Genomic DNA, 18641 nt, shown 5'->3' on the forward strand with positions numbered 1-18641 from the left:
GTTCTTTCTCCGGCCGCCGTTCCGTGCCGTGGGCACGGGGCGGCGGCCTCCGGGTCCGTGCGGACGTGCCGCGGGCCCGCGCTTTCCCCGTTCCGCGCACCGACGGCCCCGGCGCCCCGGACGGCCCGTGGCAGGAGAGGACGACGATGAGCGACGCCGACGCCCCCTGGCTGGTGGTGGGCCTGGGCAACCCCGGCCCCGGCTACGCGGCGAACCGGCACAACGTGGGGTTCATGGTCGCCGACCTGCTCGCCGAGCGGATCGGGGGGAGGTTCAGGACGCACCGGTCGCGGGCGCAGGTGCTGGAGGGTCGACTGGGCGCACCGGGCGCCGGCGGTCGCCGGGTGGTGCTGGCCAAGCCGATGTCGTACATGAACCTCTCCGGCGGGCCGGTCACCGCGCTGCGCGACTTCTACAAGGTCCCGTCGGACCGCCTGGTGGTCGTCCACGACGAGTTGGACATCGACTACGGGGCGCTGCGGCTGAAGCGGGGCGGCGGGGACAACGGCCACAACGGGCTGAAGTCCATCACCAAGGCGCTCGGTCCCGACTATCACCGGGTCCGTTTCGGCATCGGCCGTCCGCCGGGCCGGATGCCGGTCGCCGACTTCGTGCTGAAGGACTTCTCGTCGGTGGAGCGCAAGGAGCTGGACTACTTCGTGGACCGGGCCGCCGACGCGGTGGAGTCCCTGGTCCTGGACGGTCTGGAGCGGGCGCAGAACACCTACAACTCCTGATACCCCGTGCCCCTCTCCGGGCCGGTGGGCGCGGGACGGGCGCGCGCGGAGGTTGACCGCCCGTTGTTCGATGGCCAAGGATCGCCGCCATGTTCTCTGGGTCGTCCTCTGGGCCGTCGTCCGGGTCGCCGTCCGGTGCCGCGGCTCGGCGCGGTCCGGCGCGTCGGGCCGGTGAGAGCGCGTACGGCCTGCTGTTGCTCGCGAGGACCGCGCTGATGGGTGTGGTGGCCGCGGTTCTGCTGATGGCCGGGGTGTGGGCCTCCCTGGACGCCATGCGGCTCGTGACGGCGGACCGGGGCAGTGTGCGCGGCACGCTGACGGTCGAGGAGTGCGACGGGTGGACGTGCCGGGGCGCCTTCGCGCCCGAGGACGCCGCCGGGGGCGCGCCCGTCGAGGCCGCTTTGGAGGCGCCGGTCCCCCACGCGGCCGGTGAGAAGGTCCCGGTCGTGCTGTGGCCGGGCGCGGACGAGGTGCTGCGCACCGGTACCGCGGGGGTCCTGCGGGCGTGGTCGCCGTTCGCGGGGGCGCTGGTGCTGGCCGCGCCGGTGATCGCGGCCGGTCTGGGGAAGCGACGCACGGCGTGGGCCGCCGGGCTGTCCGGCGCGGCGTTGCTGGGGGCGGCGTTCGTAACGCTCTGACCAGCGACTTTCTTCTTCCGCGCCGTCCTAATCCTTCAAACGCCAGTTTAATGGGATTGTTACACAATCCTTTTGGTGCGGATGAGACGCAATGGCGCAGATGGGACTCTTCCCGCTTGACCGGCCCGGTGGGGCGGGAGAGGCTACGGCCACCCCACTCCCCACACGTCCCTGAACACTTCCCGCCACCGAAGGTGGTAGTTCATGCGTACCTTCTCTTCGGTGTCCGTGGTGACGGCGATCGCAGCGGCCTGTCTGCTGCCGGCCTCCACCGCGTACGCCCTCTCGCCCGCCACCAAGGGCGACAACGGCACGGTGAAGATCCACGACTCCGTGACCGATGCCGAGTACGACATGCGGAACAACCCGAAGGTGTGCGAGTTCTATCTCGACGCCTTCCGGTTCGACGCGGCCCAGGAAGTCTCCTGGGAGATCTACCGGCACCCGCACTCCCCCGACAAGCCCTCCCTGGAGGGAGCCATCACCCTCGACGGTGACGGCCACGGCCGCACCGAGGACCTGCGCCTGCCCGACGGCCAGTACAAGCTGTACTGGACCTTCGAGGGCAAGAAGGGCGCCCCCAAGCACAAGGTCTTCAAGGTGGACTGCGAGGACTCCGAGACCCCGGGCGGCACCGCCGGTGAGACCACCGAGGGCTCGACCGGCGAGACCTCGGGCGAGACCACCGGTGGCTCCGAGGAGACCACCGGCGGAACCTCCGACGGGACCACCGGCGACACCACCACCGGAGGCGCCGAAGGCACCACCGGTGGAACCGTCGAGGAGACCACCGGCGGCAGCACGGGCGAGACCGCCGGTGGCGCCGAGAACCCGGACGAGACCACCGAGGACGAGGCCCCGGGCGAGACCCCGGGCGAGACCCCCGGCGACGGCAACCTGGCCGAGACCGGCTCCTCGGCCCCGATCGCCGCGCTGGCCGCGGCCGCCGCGGCGCTGCTGGGCGCGGGCTCGTACCTGATGATGCGCCGTCGCAAGGCCGCCCAGCAGGCCTGACCACGCGCCCCTCGGGCACCGCACCGCACGAACGTGCGAGGGCCCCTCTCCCACCGGAGAGGGGCCCTTCCCGTCACGGGTGTCGGCGGGTCAGCCGGTGTTGCGCAGGCCCGCCGCGACGCCGTTGACCGTCAGCAGCAGGGCGCGCGCCAGCAGCGGGTCGGGCTCCTCGCCGCGCCGCGCGGCCTCGCGCTGCCGGTGCAGGAGCGCCACCTGGAGGTAGGAGATCGGGTCCAGGTAGGCGTCGCGGATGGCGAAGGTCTGCTTCAACACCGGGTTGGCGTCCAGCAGTTCCCTCTCACCGGTGATCCGCAGCACTTCCCGCACCGTGAGCTCGTACTCGGCCTCGATCATGTCGAAGATGTGCCGCAGCTCGTCGGGCACCAGCGTCTCCACGTAGTGCCGGGCGATCCGCAGGTCGGTCTTGGCCAGCGTCATCTCGACGTTGGCCAGGAAGTTGCGGAAGAAGTGCCAGCGCCCGTACGCCTCGTCGAGGACGCTGTCGAGTCCGGCTTCCCGCGCCGCCTTCAGGCCCGTGCCGACGCCGAACCAGCCGGGCACGATCTGCCGGGACTGGGTCCAGCCGAAGACCCACGGGATGGCCCGCAGCCCCTCCAGCCCGGCACCGGAGTCCGGGCGGCGCGACGGGCGGGAGCCCAGGTGGAGGTCGGCGAGCTGGTCCACGGGGGTGGAGGCGAAGAAGTAGGCGGGCAGGTCCGGGTCGTCCACCAGCTTCCGGTAGGCGTCGTGGGCGGCCTCGGAGACGGTGTCCATCGCCGCGTCCCAGCGGGCCAGCGCCTCGTCCGACTGGCGCGGGGCGGTGTGGAGGGCGGACGCCTGGAGGGTGGCGGCGACGGTCTGCTCCAGGTTCTCCCTGGCGAGGGAGGGGACCAGGTACTTGTCGGAGATGACCTCGCCCTGCTCGGTGACCTTGATCTCGCCCTCCAGGGTGCCCCAGGGCTGGGCGAGGATCGCGTCGTGGGTGGGGCCGCCGCCGCGGCCGACGGTGCCGCCCCGGCCGTGGAACAGGCGCAGCCGCACCCCGTGCCGGTGGGCCACGTCGCGCAGCCTCCGCTGGGCCCGGTGGATCTCCCACTGGGAGGTGGTGATGCCGCCGAACTTCGAGGAGTCGGAGTAGCCGAGCATGACCTCCTGGACGTCGCCGCGCAGGGCGACCAGCCGCCGGTAGGAGGGGTCCGACAGCATCGCGTCGAGGAGTTCGTCGGCGATGCGCAGCTCGTCGGTGGTCTCCAGCAGCGGCACGATGCCGATGCGCGCCCATCCGGCGTGGAGGTCGATCAGTCCGGCCTCGCGCGCCAGCACGGCCACGGCGAACACGTCGTCGGCGCCCTGGCACATGGAGATGATGTACGACTCGATGACCTCGGGGCCGAAGGTGTCCAGCGCCTTGCGGACCGTTTCGAAGACGCCGAAGGTCTTCGCCCCGGCGGCGTCCAGCGGCGGTGGGGTGGGGGCCAGCGGGCGGCGGGAGCGCAGCTCCTTGGCGAGCAGGCGCTGCCGGTAGTCGCGCGGCATGTCGGCGTACCGCCAGGACTCCTCGCCGAGCCGGTCGAAGAGCTGCCCGAGGGCGTGGTGGTGGGCGTCGGCGTGCTCGCGCACGTCCATGGTGGCGAGTTGGAGGCCGAAGGCCGCCAGGGTGCGCAGCACCCGGTCCAGGTGGCCGTCGGCGACCAGGGAGCCGCGGTGCTCGCGCAGGGAGGTCTGGACGAGGGCGAGGTCCTCGATCAGCTCGCCGGTGCCCAGGTAGTCGCGGCCGGGGACGTGCGGGGCGTCCTCGGCCAGTCGCCTGCGGGTGTTGAGCAGCTTCTGCCGAATGCAGGTGACCTTGAGCCGGTAGGGCTCCTCGGCGTTGAGCCGCTTGTAGCGGGGGCTGATCTCGGGCAGGACGTCGAGATCGCGCTGGAGGGAGTCCAGCAGCTCCTGCGTGGCGCCGCTGTTGCGGATGGAGTTGGACAGGGCGGCGCGCAGTTCGTCGACGTGCGTCAGGGCGTCGTTGATGCCGTGCTCGTGCTGGAGCAGCAGCACCTCCCAGGTCACGGAAGGGGTGACGTTGGGGTTGCCGTCGCGGTCGCCGCCGATCCAGGTGCCGAAGGTGAGCGGGCGGGTGGTGGGCGGCAACGGCGCTCCGGCGCGCTCCAGTTCGGCGGAGAGATCCTCCAGGACGTCTCCGACGGCGCCGCGGTGCAGCTCGTCGAGGTAGTAGATGGCGTTGCGCGCCTCGTCGGCGGGCTCGGGACGGACGACGCGCAGCTCGTCGGTCTGCCAGATGAGGTCGATGTTCTCGGCGAGTCGCAGGTCGGTGCGGCGCCGCTCGTTGGGGTCGGTGTTCTCCAGCAACTCGGCGATCCTGCGGAGCTTGGTGAGCACGGACCGGCGGGCGGCCTCGGTGGGGTGTGCGGTGAAGACGGGTCGTACGCCCAGGTTGCGGACGGTCTCCCGCAGGTGGTCGGGGTCGGCCTCCTTGAGCATGTCCGCGGTGCGGGAGAGGTTGCCGCCCTCGGCGGCCCGACGGGCGCGCAGTTCGCGTCCGCGGTGGACCTGTTCGGTGATGTTGGCCAGGTGGAAGTAGGTGGAGAAGGCCCGGACGAGCTTGGTCGCCGTCGCGAGGTCGGTCCGCCTCAGCAGGGCCGCGGCTGCCTCGCCGTCGGACCTGGTCAGGGCGCGGACGCGCTCGACGAGTTCCAGCAGTTCGGTGCCCTCCTGGCGGACCAGCGTCTCGCCGAGGAGGTCGCCCAGGCGGCGGATGTCGGCCCGCAGGGCACTGCTCGTTCCGGGTGTGGTTTCGGGGTTGCCGGGTTCCGTCCGGCCCTCCGGGGTACTCGGAAGGCCCGGTGTGGGGACCCCCCCGCCGGGGACAGGATTCGTACCACCGGTGCTCGGGGAGGTGTCGGCACTGCTCACAGGTGCGGCTCCTTGCGGCGATGCTTCTGGCAGGTCACGGACCGCGCTGTCCGACGGCCACCAGGATAGGCCGCGCCCGCCACCGTGGATCATCCCGTCCCACGATTCGGCCCTCTTGTCCGCTCGCCCAGGACTGCCATACTTACGGTGCCGTAGGTTACGGCATCGTAAGTATCGCCGTCCCGTCCCCCAGCTTCAAACGAGAGTCACGCATGACCACTAGTCCGGACGTACTGAAAACCTCTTCCGAGTCTTCTGCGAAAACCTCCGCGGCCTCCGAGGAGTCTCCCCTCCCCTCCGCCACGCTCGGCGGGGAACAGCGCCGCTCCATCGAACAGATCACCCTGCTGCTGTTCATCACCGTCCCCTTCATCGCCCTGGTGGCCGCGATCCCGCTGGCCTGGGGCTGGGGGGTGAGCTGGCTGGACCTCGGGCTCCTGGTCGGCATGTACTTCCTGGGCTGCCACGGCATCACCGTCGGCTTCCACCGCCACTTCACGCACGGCGCCTTCAAGGCCAAGAAGCCGCTGCGGATCGCGCTGGCCATCGCCGGTTCGATGGCCGTGGAGGGCCCGCTGGTGCGGTGGGTGGCCGATCACCGCAAGCACCACAGGTTCTCCGACGCCGAGGGCGACCCCCACTCCCCCTGGCGCTACGGCGAGACCGTCCCCGCCCTGCTCAAGGGCCTGTGGTGGGCGCACGTCGGCTGGATGTTCGACGAGGAGCAGACCCCGCAGCACAAGTACGCCCCGGACCTGATCAAGGACCCGGTGCTCCGCCGCATCTCCCGCCAGTTCGTGCTGTGGACGACCGTCTCGCTGCTCATCCCGCCGGTGGTGGGCGGACTGGTCACGATGTCCTGGCAGGGCGCGCTGAGCGCCTTCTTCTGGGGCTCGCTGGTCCGGGTGGCGCTGCTGCACCACGTCACCTGGTCGATCAACTCCATCTGCCACGCGGTCGGCAAGCGGCCCTTCAAGTCGCGTGACCGCTCGGGCAACGTGTGGTGGCTGGCGGTGCTCTCCTGCGGGGAGTCCTGGCACAACCTCCACCACGCCGACCCGACCTGCGCCCGGCACGGAGTGCTCAAGGGTCAGATCGACTCCAGCGCGCGGCTGATCCGCTGGTTCGAGAAGGCCGGTTGGGCGTACGACGTGCGCTGGCCGTCCGAGAAGCGGATCAACTCCCGACGACAACGGGAGACCGCCGAAGCGGCATGATGGAGGTGTGGCGACCGACGACAGCAGTACCAAGGCCAGGGCTTCGAACCCCACCCGGCGGGGGCGCCGCCGGATGACGGGGAAGGAGCGCCGCGAGCAACTGCTGGACATCGGCCGCGCGCTCTTCGCCGAGCGAGGTTTCGAAGGCACGTCGGTGGAGGAGATCGCGGCGAAGGCCGGGGTCTCCAAACCGGTCGTGTACGAGCACTTCGGCGGCAAGGAGGGGCTGTACGCGGTCGTGGTCGACCGGGAGATGCGCCGGTTGCTGGACATGGTGACGGGCGCGCTGACCGGCGGCCATCCGCGTGAGTTGCTGGAGCAGGCGGCTTTCGCGCTGCTGGACTACATCGAGTACTACACGGACGGCTTCCGCATCCTGGTGCGCGACTCGCCCGTCGCCCAGTCGACGGGCACTTTCGCGTCGCTGATCAGCGACATCGCCACCCAGGTGGAGGACATCCTGGGATTGGAGTTCAAGGCGCGCGGCTTTGATCCGAAGCTCGCGCCCCTGTACGCCCAGGCGTTGGTCGGCATGGTGGCCCTGACGGGCCAGTGGTGGTTGAACGCCCGCAAGCCGAACAAGTCCGAGGTGGCCGCCCATCTGGTGAACCTGGCCTGGCACGGCCTGGACGGGTTGGAGCAGAAACCGCGTCTGATAGGCCATCGACGTAGCTGACCGGGCGGTGCCGCCCGCCCTCTCCCCGCCTTCTCCCGGGCCACGCGCCCGCGGCGAGAGGGCGGGGCTCCGCCCTCTCGGCGGCCGTCCGCCTCTCCCTCGCCGTCCCCGGACGCCCCTCGCCGTCCCTCCGCCTCCGGCGTCTCGCCGACGGGGGCGAGGCGCGTCGGCCGGTGGGTTCCAGGAACTCCGGGCGGTTGCCGACCGGGTCCGTCGAGTGGAAGCGGCGGTGGCCGGGCAGGTCGTCGTCCCGGTCGGCCCGGGCCCCGGCGGCCGTCGGGCGGGCGGCGAAGGCGTCGACGTCCCCCACCCGGATGCCGGGGTGGGCCTTGCGGGCGGGACGGAAGTCCCGCTCGATCCCGAGGTGGAGCAGGAGGGTGCCGGTCTGGAGCCGGCAGCCGCCGCGGGCCGCGAGCACGGGCGGCTTGGGCACCTCGATCATGCCGAGCACCCCGGCGTGGTGGGTGCGCGGGTCGTTCTCCGAGCCGGGCGGGGCGGCGATCCGGACGTGGCCGAGGGCCTCTGTCACGGTCGTCTCCCTCTCGCCTCGGACCCGGACGGGCCCAGGCGCGTTCGGACGTGCTCAGCGGGGTTTGTGGGCGACCACGAAGATCCGGCGGAACGGGAACCAGGTGCCGTGCGGCTCCTTCGGGTAGGCCTCGCGCAGCAGGGCGCGGTACTCGGCGAGGAAGGCGTCGCGGGCGGCCGGGTCGTCGTCGAGCGCGGAGAGCACCGGGCGCAGGGTGGTGCCCTTGGTCCACTCCAGCACCGGATCATCGCCGGGGAGGAGGTGCGCGTAGGTGGTCTCCCAGACGTCGGCCTCACAGCCGAGGTCCGTCAGCAGGCGCGCGTACTCGACCGGCTCGGCCACGGGGGTGTGGACGGCCCCCTCGCCCAGGCGGTCGCGCCAGCGCGGGGAGGTGCGCAGTTCGGCGAGGAGGATGTGGCCGGGCGCGGCGAAGTTGCCGGGGACCTGGAAGGCGAGGACGCCGCCGGGACGGAGGGCCTCGATCCACAGCGGGAAGCGGTCGGTGTGGCCCTCCGTCCTCTTCCCGCCCTCGTCGGTGACCCACTGGAAGGCCGCGTTGGACACGATCAGGTCGTGCGGCTCGTCGGGGCGCCAGGTGGCGATGTCGGCGTGGACGAAGTTCAGGTGCCCGCCCCCCGTGGTGGGGCCGGCGTAGGCTCGGGCCTCGGAGAGCATGGCCTCGGAGACGTCGTAGCCGGTGATCACCGCGCTCGGCCAGCGCTCGGCCAGCAGCAGGGACGGGCCGCCGGGGCCGCACCCCAGGTCGGCGATGCGGGGCCGCGACGAGGGGAGTTCGGGGATCCTGGCCAGCAGGTCGTACAGCGGGCGCAGCCGTGGGCCTGCGTGGTAACGGTACTGCTCAGGGTCCCAGTCGGGGACGACGGCGGTCGGCGAGATGTCCATGATGAGCACTTTTCCTCACCATATCTCTTGATGTCAAGAGACTTCATGTCGACAGAACTACTACACTGACCCCATGCAGGACGAGGTCGACCGACTGGTGGCAGCGTGGCGCCGTGAGCGTCCGGATCTCGACGTGGGGCCCTTGGAGGTGCTCAGCCGCGTCAGCAGGCTCGCCCGCCATCTCGACCGGGCCCGTCGCATCGCCTTCGCCGAGCACGGGCTGGAGCCGTGGGAGTTCGACGTGCTGACCGCGCTGCGTCGCGCGGGCGCGCCCTACCAGCTCTCCCCCGGCCAACTGCTCACCCAGACCCTGGTCACCTCCGGCACCATGACCAACCGCATCGACCGGCTGGCCAAGAAGGGCCTCGTGGAACGCCTGCCCGACCCCAGCGACCGGCGCGGCGTCCTGGTCCGCCTGACGGACGCCGGGCGCGACCGGGCCGACCGCGCCCTGGCCGGACTGTTGGAGCAGGAGAGGGCCATCCTCGCGAGACTCTCCCCGATCCAGCGGAGCGAGCTGGCCGGGCTGCTGCGGCAACTCACCGCTCCCTTCGACAACGTTCAAGGGCACCACGGCTAGACCCTCCGCACCCGACCGTGCCGCGAACCCAGGTATGGCATGGCCCTGACAGGACGAGTCATGTGGTGACGTGCTCCAGATCCACCGGACCGACCCCCGCCCGCCGGGCCAGCGCCACGGCGGCCAGGGTGGAGTGCACACCGAGCTTGCCCAGCACGTTCTGCATGTGGGTGCGGACCGTGTGCGGGGACAGGTACAGCCGCTCGGCGACCGCCTTCCGCCCCAGCCCGGCCACCATGCAGCGCAGCACCTCGTGCTCGCGCGGAGTCAGCGTCTCCACCAACCGTTCGCTCTCGCTCCGGTGTCGGCGACTCGCCGTCAGTTCGCGCAGCACCCCGGTCAGCAGCGCGGGCGGCAGGTGCGTCTCCCCCCGCAACACGCCCCGGACCACCTGGAGCAGCCGGGACAGCGAGGAGTCCTTGGCGACCCAGCCCGACGCCCCCGCCTGGAGCGCCGCCGCCGCGCGGCGCGGATCGTCCCGCTCGGCGAGCACGACCGTGCGGGTGTCGGGGTGATGGGCGTGGACGCGCGAGACCAGGGCCAGCCCGCCGGCCGCGGCCGGCGTGTCGCCCGGCTCCGGCGCGGACGCCTCCACCGCCTCCGGTGGCGCCCCGCCCAGGTCGGCGTCGATCAGCAGCACGTCGAAACGGCGTCCGTCGGCCGCGGCCCGCTCGACGGCGCGCAGAGCCGCGGGGCCGCTGCCCGCGGCGGCCACGTCCACGTCCTGCTCCACCGCGAGCGCGGCGGCGAGGGACTCGGCGAATATGCGGTGGTCGTCCACCACGAGAACCCGGATACGTTGCACGCACACCCCCTGTCGCCGAAAGGACCCACCCGTGCCGGGCACGGCGCCCGACACGGAGACGCATCGCGGTCGCACGGCCCGCCCGCCGTGCCCTGCCGGATACCCCGCGCCGGACGGCGCATCCGGCGCGTCCCGCCCCTGGAACGGCATCGGCCCCCACCGGCGCTGTTCATCAGCGTACGGCGGGGGTCCGACAAGGGAAGTGGATTGTGGAAAACTGACCGGCTCCGCTCTTTTTTCCACCACCTCGGGCGCCACCCTCGATCTTCCGCGACGCGCGAAGCGACCGTTTCCGCCGGACCGGGGTCTCCCCGGCGACCGGCCGCCCGCGCCCGGTGCCTCTCAGCCGTCCAGTCGCCGCGCCCCCGGTGCGGGCACCGCCTCGAACAGGCGCGGAGCCCGGTGGCCCGCCGCCGCGAACGCGTCGGTGACGGCCTTCCCGATCTCCTCCGCCCCGACCGCCTCCACCAGGACGATCGCCGAGCCGCCGAAGCCACCGCCCGTCATCCGGGCGCCCAGGGCGCCCGCCGCGACGGCCGTCTCCACCGCCAGGTCCAGCTCGGGGCAGGAGACGGCGAAGTCGTCGCGCAGGGAGGCGTGTCCGGCGGTCAGCACCGGTCCGATGGCGCGGGGCTCGCCCGCGTCGAGGCGGGCGATGACCTCGCCCACCCGCCGGTTCTCGGTGACCACGTGGCGCACCAGGGGGCGCAGGGCCGGATCGGTCAGCCGGGCCAGCGCCGCGTCCAACTCCTCGTACGGCACGTCACGCAGGGCGCGCACGCCCAGGGCCTCGGCGGCCGCCTCACAGCCCGCCCGGCGTCGGGCGTACTCGCCGTCGCTCAGCGCGTGCTTGACCCGGGTGTCCACCACCAGCAGCCGCAGACCCTCGGCCGCGAGGTCGAACGGGACCTGGCGGCGGGCCAGATCCCGGGTGTCCAGGTGGAGCGCGTGCCCCGCCGTGCAGCAGGCGGACGCCATCTGGTCCATGATCCCGCTGGGCACGCCGACGAAGGCGTTCTCGGCTCGGCGGCAGAGCAGCGCGATCCGCTCGGGCTCCAGGTCCAGTCCGTACAGGTCGTTCAGCGCGACGGCCACGGACACCTCCAGCGCGGCCGAGGAGGACAGGCCCGCGCCGGTCGGCACGTCGCTGTGGACGTACAGGTCGGCGCCCCCGGCCGTGCGTCCGGAGTCCCCCGTGAGCAGGCCCGCCTCGCGCAGCGCCCACACCACGCCGGCCGGGTACGCGGCCCAACCGCCCGTCCCGCCGCCGTCGCCGCCCGGCGTCAACTTGCCCACGTGCAGCCGGACCGCGCCGCCCGTCACGTCGGCGGAGTACACGTTCAGCACCCCGTCGTCACGGCGGGCCGCCGCCACCCGGGTGGTGTGCGGCAGGGCGAGCGGCATCACGAAGCCGTCGTTGTAGTCGGTGTGTTCGCCGATCAGGTTGACCCGGCCCGGCGCCGCCCACACCCCGGCGGGCTCGCCCCCGTGGACCGCGCGGAACCCCTCGACCGCCTCCCGGACGGCCGCTTCCGCCGTCCCCGTCCCGCTCATCCGCCGCTCCCCGCCTTCTCCTCGTTCTCCCCGGAGCTCTCCCCGGTTTTCTCCAGCGCGTTCCCCCGGGCGAAGGCCCAGGCGTCGGCGACGATGTCCCTCAGATCGGTGCGCGACGGCCGCCAGCCCAGCCGCTCCCTGGCCCGGTCCGCCGAGGCGACCAGGAACGCCGGGTCCCCGCCGCGGCGCGGCGCGACCACCTCGGGCACGGGGTGGCCGGTGACCTCGCGGACCGTCCGGATGACCTCGCGGACCGAGAATCCGTTGCCGTTGCCCAGGTTGCACACCAGGTGCTCCCCGGGCTTGGCGCCCTCCAGCGCCAGCAGGTGGGCCTCGGCCAGATCGGCGACGTGGATGTAGTCGCGCACACAGGTGCCGTCGGGCGTCGGGTAGTCGTCGCCGTAGACCGAGATGGACTCCCGCTGTCCCAGGGCGACCTGGAGCACCAGCGGGATGAGGTGCGACTCGGGCTGGTGCCGCTCGCCCAGGACGCCGTACTTGCCGTGGTACGCGCCCGCCACGTTGAAGTAGCGCAGCGAGACGGCCGCCAGCCCGTGAGCGGTGCACTCGCCCGCGATCATGTGGTCCACGGCGAGCTTCGAGGCGCCGTAGGGGCTGGTCGGCGCGGTGGGCGCGTCCTCGGGGATCGGGATGGACTCGGGTTCGCCGTAGGTGGCGGCCGTGGAGGAGAAGACCAGCGTGCGGACGTTCGCCTCGCGCATCGCGTCCAGCAGCGCCATCGTGCCGCCGACGTTGTTCCTCCAGTACTTCTCGGGGTGCACCACGGACTCGCCGACCTGCGAACTGGCCGCGAAGTGCAGCACCGCGTCGTAGGAGGAGTCCAGCACCCGCGCGGCTTCCCGGAGGTCCCCCTCGACGAACTCCGCTCCCTCGGGCACGCCCTCCCGGAAGCCGGTGGACAGGTCGTCCAGTACCGTCACCCGGTGCCCCGCCTCCAGCAGGTGCGCCGCGACGACGCTCCCCACATAACCGGCGCCGCCGGTCACCAGATACGTGCCGCTCACTCGCTTGCCACCTCTCGCAGTCGTTCGGCGGCGGCCTCCGGCGGTACGTCGTTGACGAAGACGCCCATGCCCGACTCGGAACCCGCCAGGTACTTCAACTTCCCCGATGTGCGTCGGATGGTGAAGAGTTCCAGGTGCAGGGCGAAATCCGCCCGACCGGCCCAGTCCTCCTCGCCCTCCGGCCCGGTGGGCGCCTGGTGCCAGCCCGAGATGTACGGCGTGGGGGGCTCGTCGGGCCCGAAGATCCGGTCGAAGCGCCGCAGCAGTTCCAGGTAGACGCCGGGGAACTCCGCGCGGGCCGCGTCGTCCAGCGCCGTCAGGTCCGGCACCCGTCGCCGGGGGTACAGGTGCACCTCGTACGGCCAGCGCGCGGCGTGCGGGACGAAGGCCGTCCAGTGTTCCGCGTCGAGGACGACGCGTCGCCCGTCGGCGCGTTCGGCGGCCACGAGGTCGTCGAACAGGTTGCCGCCCGTGCGCTCCCGGTGGGCGGCGGCCGAGCTCAGCATCCGCTCCGTGCGGGGGGTGACGAAGGGGTAGGCGTAGATCTGGCCGTGGGGGTGGCCGAGGGTGACGCCGATCTCCCTGCCGCGGTTCTCGAAGCAGAAGACCTGCCGGACCCCGGGGAGCTCCGAGAGCTCGGCCGTCCGGTCGGTCCAGGCCGCCAACACCAGGGCGGCCCGGTCCTCGTCGAGATCGGCGAAGGACGCGTCGTGGTCGGAGGTGAAGCACACCACCTCACAGCGTCCGGCGCCCGGGGCGCGCAGGAAGAGCCCTCCGGGATCCTCCGCCTCCGACGGCCCCGGGGGACCCGCGAGAGAGGGGAAGCGGTTCTCGAAGACCGCCACCTGGTAGTCGTCCGCCGGAATCTCCGTCAGGCGGCCGTTCCGGGACGGACAGAGTGGGCACTCGTCCGGTGGCGGGTGGTACGTCCGGGCCTGGCGGTGGGCGGTGACGGCGATCCACTCGTCCAGCAGCGGGTCGTGTCGGATTTCCGAGGAGGTGGCGACGGCATCGAGGGGACGCCGGTCCACCGCGTCGCGCCCCGGAACGTCGTGGGCGTCGTAGTAGATGAGCTCACGGCCGTCCGCGAGGCGAGTCGATGTCTTTTTCAACCGGGGCCTCCTTATACTGCGATCCAAACATAATCGAACATAAAAAACCATGAGTGAACATTGACGTCAAGGGGCCGCCCCCCACGCAACGGCCCCGTCACGCCTTGGAGGCGACCTGCTCATGCCCCACCAGTTGGCCCAGGATCTGCGACTCCCCACGAACCTTCTGGACTACGCGATCCTCGCCATCTACTTCATCGTCGTCCTGGGAGTCGGGTTCGCGGCCCGGCGCAGCGTCAAGACCAGCCTCGACTTCTTCCTCTCCGGCCGCTCGCTCCCCGCCTGGGTCACCGGCCTGGCCTTCGTCGCGGCCAACCTCGGTGCCCTGGAGATCCTGGGCATGGCCGCCAACGGCGCCCAGTACGGCGTCTACACCGTGCACTGGTACTGGGTGGGCGCCATCCCGGCCATGGTCTTCCTCGGCCTGGTGATGATGCCCTTCTACTACGGGTCACGGGTGCGCTCGGTCCCGGAGTTCCTGCTCCACCGCTTCGGGCCGTCCTCCCACCTGCTGAGCGCGATCCTCTTCTCCGCGGCCTCCGTGCTGATCGCCGGCGTCAACCTCTACGCGCTCGCCATCGTGCTGGAGGCACTGCTCGGCTGGCCGCAGTGGGTGTCCATCGTCGTCTCGGGTGTGTTCGTCCTGCTCTACATCACCCTGGGCGGCCTCTCCTCGGCCATCTACAACGAGGTCGTGCAGTTCTTCGTGATCCTGGCCGGACTGATCCCGCTGACCATCGTCGGCCTCAAACGGGTCGGCGGCTGGAGCGGGCTGTACGACTCCCTCACCGGCGCCAAGGGCGACAACTTCATGACCGCCTGGGGCGGCACGGGCATCGGCTCGGACAACCCACTCGGCGCCAACTGGCTCACCATCGTGCTCGGCCTCGGCTTCGCCCTGAGCTTCGGCTACTGGACGACCAACTTCGCCGAGGTGCAGCGCGCCCTGTCGGCCAAGAACCTCTCCGCGGCCAAGCGCACCCCGCTGATCGCCGCCTTCCCCAAGATCTTCATCCCGGCGATCGTCGTCATTCCGGGCCTGATCGCGCTGGTGATCGCGCCGAACATCGGGCAGGGCGACGGGCTGCAGTACAACGACGCCATCCCGCTGCTGATGAGGGACCTGCTGCCCAACGGCGTGCTGGGCGTGGCGGTGACCGGTCTGCTCGCCGCCTTCATGGCGGGCATGGCGGCCAACGTCTCCTCCTTCAACACGGTGTTCACCCACGACATCTGGCGGGGTTACCTGGTGAAGGACCGCCCGGACGAGTACTACGTGGTCACCGCGCGGGTGGTCACCGCGGTCGGCGTGGTGCTGGGCATGGGGACGGCGTTCATCGCGGCGACGTTCAGCAACATCATGAACTACCTCCAGACGCTGTTCTCCTTCTTCAACGTGCCGCTGTTCACCGTGTTCATCATCGGCATGTTCTGGAAGCGGATGTCGCCCGCGGCCGGTTTCTGGGGGTTGCTGGCGGGCACCGTCGCGGCGATGATCAACTACTTCTGGTTCTACAAGGGCGGGCTCATCGACATCCCCTCCGACCAGGGCGCCAACTTCGTCTCGGCCATCATCGCCTTCGTCGTCGGCGCGATCGTCGTCCTGATCGTCACCCCCCTCACCAAACCCAGGCCCGTCGAGCAACTGGCCGGCCTGGTGTACGGCACCCGCTCCCCCGGTCTGGAGGAGCTCCCGGAGGCCGGGGACGAGGCCTGGTACCGCAAGCCCGCGCTGCTGGGCTGGGGCGCGATCATCCTCGCCGCCCTCTGCTACATCCCGTTCTCCTTCTGAGCTCCCCGCGCACCGCACAGCGAAGGATGTGATCCACCGTGACGAACGGCACCAACGGCCCGCACGGCTCCCACGATTCCGCCGCCGCGGACTGGCAGGAGGAAGAGAAGGAGCTGGAGCAGCGCTCGGCCAGTGCCGCCCGGCTGTTCGACGTCCGCCGGGTCATCGGCTTCCTCTTCGTGATCTACGGCCTCCTGGTCACCCTCGCCGGGCTCTTCGTCTCCGACGAGGACCTGATGAAGGCCCAGGAGATCAACATCAACCTGTGGACCGGGCTCGCGATGCTCGCCCTGGGGCTGTTCTTCCTGCTCTGGCTGCGGCTGAGCCCGACGGTCCCGCCGCCGTCGGCCGAGGAGCGCGAACGCAGGTCCGCCCCTCGGGAGCGTCCGTCCCACGGCGAGTGACGCACCGTTCCGGGGCCGGGGACGGTGCCGCGCCTCAGGCCCTCCCCGGCCCCGGTCTCCCGGGTCTCCCGCCCCCGGAGCCCGGGCCGGTCACCCGGTCCAGCAACCCGGTCCGGGCCGCGAGCGCCGCCGCCTCCAGCCGCGAACCGACCCCGAGCTTCACCAACACCCGCTGCACGTGCGTACGGGCCGTGCTGGGCGCTATCCCCATGCCCACCGCGACCTCACGGGTGTCCTCCCCCTCCGCCACCCGCACCAGCACCTCGATCTCCCGCGGCGTGAGCGCCTTGAGCAGCCGCGCTCCCTCGTCGTCCGGTTCGGCCGTGGGGTTGAGCAGCTCCGCGAACGCCCCCCGGAGTAGCTGCGGCGTCACCGCCACCTCCCCGGCGCGGGCCCGGACCATCCCGCGTTCGACGCACTCGATCCGCTCGTCGTGCCGCACATAGCCCGACGCCCCCGCGGCGAAGGCCGCCGCTATCCCCCGCGGGCTGGGCACCGGCCCCAGCACCACCACCGCTATCTGCGGCCTCTCCCGTTTGATCCGCGCCACCGGCTCGAACGCCTCCGGTTCCGCGGGCGCCGCCGTCCCCCACAGGCACACTTCCGGCACTTTGCCGATCACCAGGTCGGCCGCCCCCGCGGCCGGCGCGGCGGCGGCGAGCACACGGTGCCCGCGCAACCTCAGCGCCGAGGCGAGCGCCTCGGCGTGCAGACGGTGGTCGTCGACCACCACGAGTCGCACGGTCATCCACACCCCTGTCGTTCCGTCCGCGCGGGCCCGTGGTGTCCGGGCACCGCCCCGACCCGCCCGACTCCGCCCTGTGCCCCCGGAAGCTACACGCTCGCCCGGCGCCGCGCGCCCCTTCCGACAAGAACGACGCGGGCGGTTCCGCGCTCCTCCCCGAGAGAGCGCGGAACCGCCCGCGTCCGGGCTCCGGTCCGGCCCGCCCGGCCGTCACCCGAAGGCCAGAACGCCCTCCTCGTTGTGCGCTTCGTTCTGTTTGAACGAGTACGCCACCACCAGGAACATGCCGTCACGCCAGTACAGATGGCATTCGTTGACGATCACCATCTGGAACTCCTTCTCCTGAGTGTTCTCCGGCAGCCGTGTGTACGCGCTCGCCTTGCCGGTCTCGGGATCGATGGACGTGATCAGCCCGGGTGCGTCGTGTGTCACCTGCTCGTAGCCGAGCAGTTTGCCGCCCTGCATCGCCAGGGGAGCCGCCCAGCGCTCCTCCACCGGCTCGGAGAGCCACTTCGACTTGCCGGTGGACAGATCGAAGGCGACGATCTCGGTGACGCTGTCGTCGTCGCCCTGATGGTTGTTGGTCTGTAGGTACAGCGCGTCGTTGGCCTTGTCCACGACGATGTTGCGGCAGCAGTCGGCCAGCCCGATGCCCGTGGAGTGGAACAGGTAACGCCCCTCGGGGATATTGATCTTCGACCGGACGTCGCCGTTCTCGCCGAGGACCACGATGTCGCTCATGTCGAGCGCTTCACCGGCCTTGATCCCGACCACCACCGGGTCCAGTGAGATGACCCTCTCGACGAAGGCTCCGTCGGGGGCCTTCCACTCCCATCCCTTGGAGCCGTCGGGCTTCACCGAGTGGAGAGCCACTGTCGCGCCGAAGTCGCACTCGACCTTCGCGATGAGCCGCTCGCCGCCGACATAGTCCGTGTCCCGGCACTCGGCACCGTCCTCGGCCTTCCACAGGACCTCGCCGGTGGACAGGTCGAAGCCGATGGCGTTGCCGATCCACGCGGCGGCTGCGATGTCGCCGCTGACCGCCATCCTGGTCTCGAGGTACTCGTCCGTTCCCCGGCCCTTGGAGGGGAGGTCCTTGGTCCACAACTTCTCGCCTTGGACGAGGTCGATCGCCATGACCTTCTCGCACATCCCGCCCCACTGGATCACGGTCCTGCCGTCCGAGACGGTGGGAGCGGCCCCGCACCCGGGCCCTCGGCGTGCCAGGTCCAGTGACCAGACCTCTTTGCCGGTGTTCATGTCGTACCCGGTCACGGAGTCGAACCACGCCCGGACGATGGTGTCGCCCACGAACCAGGTGCCACGTGCCTCCGCGGGCCCCGTCGTGCTGCCCGCCACCCGCGGTGGGTCGACTTCCCACAGCATCCCAAGCCGGTCCTTGTGCTTGCGCGCGCTCTCGTCCCGGCCGGTGTTCCCGTCACTCTTCCGGGATTCGGTGTCACCGTCACCGCCGGCCAGGAGCCAGACGCCGCCGCCGGCCATCAGCAGGACCGCGACCACCGCGGCGACGACGGCGACGATCCTGCCCTTGCCGCCTCCCGGCCGTCCCCCGCCCCCGGTCTCGGGCATGGGCTGCGTCGGTCGCCGGTCGTAAGGCGGTTGACCATGGGCGGGCGGTTGGCCATAGACGGGTGGTTGACCGTGGACGGGCGGTTGGCCGTACGGCGGGTAGCCGTAGGACGGCGGCGACCCCTGCGGCGGATAACCGTAGGACGGCGGCGGCTCCTGCGGCGGACCGAAACCGCCCGAGGGCGGCTGGTTCGGCGGCGGAGGCGGCTGCGACATGGGTTCCCCTCACTCACGCGCGGACCGGCCGTCCATACCTCATCGGGCACCGGCCCGTCGCTGCTCGGCTGTTCTCGTACGCGGACACCGGGCGATCGGAGCGGGTCCTTCTCCGCCACCGGCTCCCGTGTGGGCGGCCGTCGGCCCGGGCGTCCGAAGACGCGAGCGAGCGACCCCGCCCC

At 71.6% G+C, this 18641-nt stretch carries 16 protein-coding genes; 8 read left to right on the forward strand and 8 right to left on the reverse strand.

Going from position 1 to position 18641, the window contains the following annotated elements; translation table 11 throughout:
• The first annotated feature begins 146 nt into the window (after positions 1 to 146).
• The 3 genes from pth (at position 147) to IF47_RS0114975 (ending at position 2389) form a co-directional block, all read left to right on the forward strand.
• Positions 147 to 737 (forward strand): aminoacyl-tRNA hydrolase, encoded by a 591-nt coding sequence (gene pth / locus IF47_RS0114965; RefSeq protein WP_031509272.1) that lies wholly within the window; start codon positions 147 to 149, stop codon positions 735 to 737.
• Between the two features lie 194 nt (positions 738 to 931).
• Positions 932 to 1375 carry a hypothetical protein gene (locus IF47_RS0114970; protein ID WP_245641121.1) on the forward strand — a complete coding sequence of 148 codons (444 nt, stop codon included), beginning with the start codon at positions 932 to 934 and terminating at the stop codon, positions 1373 to 1375.
• Between the two features lie 204 nt (positions 1376 to 1579).
• Positions 1580 to 2389 (forward strand): LPXTG cell wall anchor domain-containing protein, encoded by an 810-nt coding sequence (locus IF47_RS0114975; RefSeq protein ID WP_031509274.1) that lies wholly within the window; start codon positions 1580 to 1582, stop codon positions 2387 to 2389.
• A 90-nt stretch (positions 2390 to 2479) separates the two neighbouring features.
• Here the strand turns inward: IF47_RS0114975 and ppc are convergent, their stop codons facing one another.
• Entirely contained in the window at positions 2480 to 5167 is a 2688-nt protein-coding gene (gene ppc / locus IF47_RS0114980) for a phosphoenolpyruvate carboxylase (protein WP_031509275.1), read from the reverse strand.
• Positions 5168 to 5523: 356 nt separating this feature from the next.
• On the opposite strand from ppc, the gene IF47_RS0114985 reads away from it, so the two are divergent.
• Both IF47_RS0114985 and IF47_RS0114990 read left to right on the forward strand, forming a co-directional pair.
• Positions 5524 to 6528, forward strand: coding sequence for an acyl-CoA desaturase (locus IF47_RS0114985; RefSeq protein WP_031509276.1), 1005 nt, complete (start codon positions 5524 to 5526; stop codon positions 6526 to 6528).
• Between the two features lie 7 nt (positions 6529 to 6535).
• A complete protein-coding gene (locus IF47_RS0114990; protein WP_031509277.1) occupies positions 6536 to 7204 on the forward strand; it encodes a TetR/AcrR family transcriptional regulator in 669 nt (222 codons plus the stop codon).
• 583 nt (positions 7205 to 7787) lie between these two features.
• On the opposite strand, the gene IF47_RS0114995 is transcribed toward IF47_RS0114990, so the two are convergent.
• Positions 7788 to 8636: a methyltransferase domain-containing protein gene (locus tag IF47_RS0114995; RefSeq protein ID WP_031509278.1), complete on the reverse strand. Its 849-nt coding sequence runs from the start codon at positions 8634 to 8636 to the stop codon at positions 7788 to 7790.
• Between the two features lie 73 nt (positions 8637 to 8709).
• Here IF47_RS0114995 and IF47_RS0115000 point away from each other — a divergent pair, with 73 nt between their 5' ends.
• Positions 8710 to 9216: a MarR family winged helix-turn-helix transcriptional regulator gene (locus tag IF47_RS0115000; RefSeq protein WP_031509279.1), complete on the forward strand. Its 507-nt coding sequence runs from the start codon at positions 8710 to 8712 to the stop codon at positions 9214 to 9216.
• Between the two features lie 58 nt (positions 9217 to 9274).
• Here IF47_RS0115000 and IF47_RS0115005 read toward each other — a convergent pair whose 3' ends face one another.
• The 4 genes from IF47_RS0115005 to galT form a co-directional block, all read right to left on the reverse strand.
• Entirely contained in the window at positions 9275 to 10021 is a 747-nt protein-coding gene (locus IF47_RS0115005; protein WP_031509280.1) for a response regulator transcription factor, read from the reverse strand.
• A gap of 342 nt (positions 10022 to 10363) precedes the next feature.
• Entirely contained in the window at positions 10364 to 11575 is a 1212-nt protein-coding gene (gene galK / locus IF47_RS0115010; RefSeq protein WP_037732663.1) for a galactokinase, read from the reverse strand.
• On the reverse strand, positions 11572 to 12600 hold the full coding sequence (gene galE, locus IF47_RS0115015) for a UDP-glucose 4-epimerase GalE (protein WP_051717706.1): 1029 nt from the start codon (positions 12598 to 12600) through the stop codon (positions 11572 to 11574). The genes galK and galE overlap by 4 nt, the downstream gene beginning before the upstream one ends.
• Positions 12597 to 13712 carry a galactose-1-phosphate uridylyltransferase gene (gene galT, locus IF47_RS0115020; protein ID WP_031509283.1) on the reverse strand — a complete coding sequence of 372 codons (1116 nt, stop codon included), beginning with the start codon at positions 13710 to 13712 and terminating at the stop codon, positions 12597 to 12599. Before galT ends, galE begins: the two co-directional genes overlap by 4 nt.
• A gap of 121 nt (positions 13713 to 13833) precedes the next feature.
• Between galT and IF47_RS0115025 the strand changes: the two genes are divergently transcribed.
• The gene (locus IF47_RS0115025) at positions 13834 to 15504 is read left to right on the forward strand and encodes a sodium:solute symporter family protein (RefSeq protein ID WP_031509284.1); all 1671 of its coding nucleotides are present in this window, start codon (positions 13834 to 13836) and stop codon (positions 15502 to 15504) included.
• Positions 15505 to 15542: 38 nt separating this feature from the next.
• On the forward strand, positions 15543 to 15908 hold the full coding sequence (locus IF47_RS27830; RefSeq protein ID WP_051717709.1) for a hypothetical protein: 366 nt from the start codon (positions 15543 to 15545) through the stop codon (positions 15906 to 15908).
• A 34-nt stretch (positions 15909 to 15942) separates the two neighbouring features.
• On the opposite strand, the gene IF47_RS0115035 is transcribed toward IF47_RS27830, so the two are convergent.
• Both IF47_RS0115035 and IF47_RS0115040 read right to left on the reverse strand, forming a co-directional pair.
• Positions 15943 to 16656 carry a response regulator transcription factor gene (locus IF47_RS0115035; protein WP_031509286.1) on the reverse strand — a complete coding sequence of 238 codons (714 nt, stop codon included), beginning with the start codon at positions 16654 to 16656 and terminating at the stop codon, positions 15943 to 15945.
• A 207-nt stretch (positions 16657 to 16863) separates the two neighbouring features.
• On the reverse strand, positions 16864 to 18243 hold the full coding sequence (locus IF47_RS0115040; RefSeq protein ID WP_031509287.1) for an outer membrane protein assembly factor BamB family protein: 1380 nt from the start codon (positions 18241 to 18243) through the stop codon (positions 16864 to 16866).
• Positions 18244 to 18641: the final 398 nt, after the last annotated feature.

Source organism: Streptomyces megasporus (assembly GCF_000718985.1).
Lineage (GTDB): Bacteria > Actinomycetota > Actinomycetes > Streptomycetales > Streptomycetaceae > Streptomyces > Streptomyces megasporus.